The 3,485-nt window shown below is 60.9% G+C and carries 4 protein-coding genes; 3 read left to right on the top strand and 1 reads right to left on the bottom strand.

The features are described 5' to 3' along the window. The first annotated feature begins 132 nt into the window (after nucleotides 1-132). From B4E30_RS02375 to B4E30_RS02365, 3 genes are read left to right on the top strand one after another with little or no spacing between them, the layout of a single operon-like run. Complete coding sequence (locus tag B4E30_RS02375; protein WP_286793317.1) at nucleotides 133-1,308, top strand: TRAFAC clade GTPase domain-containing protein; 1,176 nt, start codon at nucleotides 133-135, stop codon at nucleotides 1,306-1,308. After that, entirely contained in the window at nucleotides 1,305-1,646 is a 342-nt protein-coding gene (locus B4E30_RS02370) for a hypothetical protein (protein WP_286793316.1), read from the top strand. Before B4E30_RS02375 ends, B4E30_RS02370 begins: the two co-directional genes overlap by 4 nt. A gap of 16 nt (nucleotides 1,647-1,662) precedes the next feature. Then, the gene (locus B4E30_RS02365) at nucleotides 1,663-3,105 is read left to right on the top strand and encodes a Shedu immune nuclease family protein (RefSeq protein ID WP_286793315.1); all 1,443 of its coding nucleotides are present in this window, start codon (nucleotides 1,663-1,665) and stop codon (nucleotides 3,103-3,105) included. 149 nt (nucleotides 3,106-3,254) lie between these two features. On the opposite strand, the gene B4E30_RS02360 is transcribed toward B4E30_RS02365, so the two are convergent. Beyond that, a partial coding sequence (locus B4E30_RS02360) for a Wadjet anti-phage system protein JetD domain-containing protein (protein ID WP_286793314.1) occupies nucleotides 3,255-3,485 on the bottom strand: 231 nt, incomplete at its 5' end.

Here is a 3,485-nt window from a genome sequence, read left to right as displayed (position 1 = left end):
CCCAGATCAGGTTGACATTCCCATCAGGGCAGGGCGAGACGAAATGTCCATGTTCGGCAAGAGCCAGTGGCACGCGACTTGTCCATCTTTAGGTTCGCTCGGAGGCCGTACCGGACTCGGTAAGTTTCACGTATGGCGAAGAACCGGAAGATCGAGCAGCAGATCGCTGTCTTTGGAGAGAGCGGCAGCGGCAAGACCGTCCTGGTCTCATCGTTCTATGGGGCGACTCAGCAGCAGGCGTACAAGGCCGAGCACCCTTACGAGGTGGTCGCGGATAAGCAGTCCCAGGGTCGCTCGTTGTACCAGGCGTACCTCGGCATGCGCGGGTCTGCGACCGTTCCGCTCACTACCCGCTTCGACTCGGAAACCTATGCCTTTACGGTTAGGGCAAAGGACTCTTCGCAGGGGAACGACGAGAAGCGTCGGCCCTTCGATGCAGTGCAGATCGTCTGGCATGACTACCCCGGCGAGTGGTTCGCTCAGGATCTCGAGGGACCGGAGGCAGATGCGCGGGTAGCCACCTTCCGGCGGCTCCTTCGATCGGATGTCGCTCTTCTCCTCGTAGATGGGCAACGGCTCGTCGACAACGCTGGAGAGGAGGAGCGGTACTTGAAGTCGCTCCTCGCCAACGTGAGCAACGGTCTCCGCCTGATGAGAGACGATTTACTCGAGGGAGGCAAGAAGTTCGTCGAGTTCCCCAGAATTTGGGTGCTGGCCCTCTCGAAGTGCGACCTGCTCCCCGGCATGGGCGTGATCGATTTTCATGACCTCGTGATCGATAAGGCCACCCATGAACTTAACGAACTCGAGAGCACGCTTGCGAGCTTCATCGAGGCGCCCGAAGCATTGTCAGTTGGCGAGGACTTCATCCTGCTCTCGTCCGCAAAGTTCGAGCCCGGCAGGATCGAAGTCACGGAGCGTGTGGGGCTCGATCTCATCCTTCCACTCGCGGCTATGCTGCCGTTTGAGCGTCACGTCAAGTGGGCAAAGGGGATGACGGATCGGGGCAAGGTCTACGAGCACCTTGTCGCGGGAGGGGTCTCGATGGCCGCCGCGCTCGGAGGGCTTGGGGCCCTGGCCACGAAGCTTGCAGGCAAAGACAACAAGCTTCTGACCTCCCTCGGTCTCATCCTGACTCACTTCGGCTCTGCGATTGAAGACCTTGCGAAGATGGGCGGCGACAAGCTCACAGCGGCCAACCGGGACGCGGTCTCCAAGCACGAGAACCTGCGGAGCACCCTCACGGGATTCCAGCTGAAACTTGATGAAGCCGAAGCCGACGAGGTTTTTCTGCGGAGTAGTAAGTGACGTTCATTTGGGCAACGCGCGGCCGGACGTGGGGGTTTAGGTTGTTGTTCGATGCCGGCATCGCCGATCCGCGGGCGGAGTACCTCCGCCGTTTCGCCGGTGTCGAGAATGTGATGCCCGCATTCAGGAGGGACGGCGACGTCGTGGTCGCACGCTTCCCCGACCCGCTGAACAGACGCGACTCCGCGGGACGTGTTATCCCGCACGAGTTCGTCGTGTTCTCACCGACGTCCAACGCGATTTCCTCGGTCGACGACGCAATACGCGAGCTATGGCCCGAAGTGGATGGGACCTTCAAACGCATTTGGGACGGACCGGACCCCACGAAGAGTCACTGACCAGATTGGAGATCACATGGCCCGCTTCGGGAACAGCGCAGACCCGAGCCTCCGGCTAGAGACGACTACAGGCGCTTTGGGTCAGCTCCAGTACGTCGCCTTCCCGGTGCGAAGGACTCGGGTCTCACCGACGGAGCACATCGAGACCTCGAAGCGACATGTCCTACTGGAGCGATCGCTCGAGGACGGCATGATCACGATCGCACCCCTCAATACGCTCGCGGGCAGCGAACGCTTCTTCCAGTCGAAGTATCCGAAGCTTCTACGGATCACGTTCGCTCATTCGGAAGCAGGGGCGGTGGACAACCCGTTCGAGGAGGAGGGTGAGCCCGTCCTTTTTGGGCCAGACACCTTTGACGTTGACGAGTTTCTCGAATCACTCCCACCTGGTTTCGTGAAGGATCCTCAGTACGGTCTGGGGCTACTGAAGGACAATAATCGGCTGGTGCGGCTGATCGAAGACCACAGCGAGTGCTCGGAGTTGAGGATCGTACCGGGGTCAGGCATCAAGGTCGACGACGACGTGTTCCGCATGGGGCAAGCCGCATGGGAAGAACTCTGGTCTGAGATTGTCCGGATTAACAATCGCGGAAACATCGCGGCGAGTCGCGTGAAGGACTCCTTCGTGAATAACTACCTCGCTGACGCCCTTGGACTCGAGCAGTCCCGGCCGAAGCTCGGTCGGCTCACCATGTCGAAGCTGCTAACTCGAGCAGCGAACGGCGAAGAGGCGCTGACCGAAGATGACCAGGTCGAGCTTCTGTCAGCGATGCAGGCGCAGGCTCGGGTAGCTACCGAGGTTGCACCGGATACCGTGGTCGCCCTTCAGCACGACCTAGAGCTGGTGAATCTGGACCGACTCATCGAACGATTCGAAGCCGACCTCGAGAAGAAACACGGTGAGGAGCACTGGCAGCAGTTCTTCGCGTCAAATGCGTTCGCGCTCCAGCAGGTGTTCGGCTCACCTGTGGTTAGCGTCGTGTCAAAGGCGTCCGTTGGCGGAACGAAGCTTGACGGCTCCGGCAACAAGATCGCCGACTACCTGGTCAAGAATCCGCTCACCGCCAATGTGGCGCTCGTCGAGATCAAGACCCCGACTACCAAGATCGTGAAATCGACCGCCTACCGTGACGGCGTCTACGGCATCACATCCGAACTCTCGCAAGCCGTGACTCAGGTTCTAGACCAGGCACACCAACTCAAGCTGCACTTCGCCAACGTCAAGAGCGACTCGCGCCAGTACGACCTCGAGGCGTACTCAATCGGCTGCTTCGTCATCGCCGGAAGGCTGCCACCGGCCGATCAGCCAGACAAGACGAAGTCCCTTGAGCTGTTCCGGGGTAACTCTCGCGCCGTAAGCATTGTCACCTTCGACGAGGTCCTCGCCAGCCTGAGGCTTCTACGTGACCTGCTAACTGACGAACCGTCCGCGACCGATCCCGGCGCCGAGCCGACCTAGCCGCCCACTTGATCGGCGAGAATCCCTTGCTCCCACCTGCGGGCGGTGCAACAACGAGCTGCGTGAGATAGGCGGTGCTCGTACTAGACCCTTCCCCGGCGCACAGTCACGGAGCCTCACCCGGTTGGAGCCAGACTGCCGCCCGCACATCAGCTAACTGCGTTGTCCCAGTTCTGGTCCAGGGCAGCCTCTGCGGCGACCCACGGGATCCGCTCTTGCTCAAGCCGAAGGGGTCCCCCATCGCTCACGAGCTCTTCGAGCGTGCGCAACTCCTCGGGCGTGAGCGTCGGATCCGACGCCTCAACACGCTCGGTCGGGTCGCTGTTCGCGAGGTGCCCGTGCTCCTGCAGCGTCGCGCGGTCCATCTGTTTAGACGACGC

It is taken from the genome of Microbacterium sp. UBA3394, from assembly GCF_002358725.1.
Lineage (GTDB): Bacteria > Actinomycetota > Actinomycetes > Actinomycetales > Microbacteriaceae > Microbacterium > Microbacterium luteum.
Note: the sequence above shows the minus strand (reverse complement) of the source record. Positions and strands in the feature narration are given on the sequence as shown.